The organism is Sphingobium sp. DC-2, assembly GCF_000722555.1.
GTDB classification, from domain to species: Bacteria; Pseudomonadota; Alphaproteobacteria; order Sphingomonadales; family Sphingomonadaceae; genus Sphingobium; species Sphingobium quisquiliarum.
Window position 1 is genome coordinate 1 of sequence record NZ_JNAC01000086.1, and the last position, 1,070, is coordinate 1,070.

The 1,070-nt window shown below is 62.0% G+C and carries 1 protein-coding gene; it reads right to left on the reverse strand.

What is annotated here, in order from left to right; genetic code table 11:
- A partial coding sequence (locus ET21_RS0117650) for an IS1380-like element ISPme1 family transposase (protein WP_030540702.1) occupies nucleotides 1-976 on the reverse strand: 976 nt, incomplete at its 3' end.
- Between the last annotated feature and the right edge of the window lie 94 nt (nucleotides 977-1,070).

The window sequence follows — 1,070 nt, forward strand, 5'->3', positions numbered from 1 at the left end:
TGGTGACGATGAAGCCGACTTTGGGGAACAGCTCGCCCGGATGCCATTCGATCTTGGCGATGACGCGGCGCGGCTTGTCCCAGGACGCCGCCTGATACTCGAAGTCCTCGAAGAACCGTTTGACCTTGGTCAGCGAAGGCCGTCCCACGGGCCGTGTCAGCCGATGCGCGATCTTCTCGCGCAAGACGGCGTTGGCGGGCAGACGGATGGCGTAGAAGAACCTGGCTTCTTCCAGCCGCATATAGATCGCGGGGATCGCGTAGGCAGCGTCGGCCCGGAAGAAGCGTCCACCAAGGTCGCGGCCAGCATATCGGGCAATGACGGGATCAAGGACATCCCGCCAGCCATCGGCGCTGTGGACATTGCCGTTACGCAGGGCGCAGCGCTCCAGCATGCCAAACTGGTTGAACAAGAAGATGGGGTGATAGCAGGTGCAGTCGAAATGCCCGTTCCAGGCAGCACCTTCCTGATCGCCGTGGGTGGGGCTGACCGAGCTGTCCATGTCCAGCACGATGTATTTCAACCCGTTGCGGTCATGAAACCGGTCGATCCATTGGCCGTTCAGATCGGCCAGCGCCGCCCGGTTCGCGGCCAGAGCCAGCGTCTCGGTCTCGAACCGTCCCATCTGCGATGCCGAAGCAGCTTGCGCCTCGACGGCCCTGCCGCCAACGACCTGACGCATCACGGGATCGAGGGCCAAGCGGTCGGCATCGTTCACATCCTCGTATCCGGCCAGTCGTCCGAACACCGATTGCCGGAACAATCCGTCAAGCCGATGGAGCGTGTTCTTCCCGGTGCGGCTGTCTCGCAGCGCCTCCGACGCCAGATTGGACAGGCCGAGCACGTCATCAAGCTCGCGCATCACCAGCAGGCCACCGTCTGAACTGATCTGCGCACCACGGAACTCCAGACGCACACGGCGGTCGAAATCAACCCGATCTCCCCGCGCCAAGCCCGCACCCTCCAGGTGATCCATGAAACGCGCCCCTCGCAGCCGTCAACGCCATGATTTATATGCGAAATATCACGATTACGACAGCGAAATCAGCGACTTACTTGGAGAATGTGGG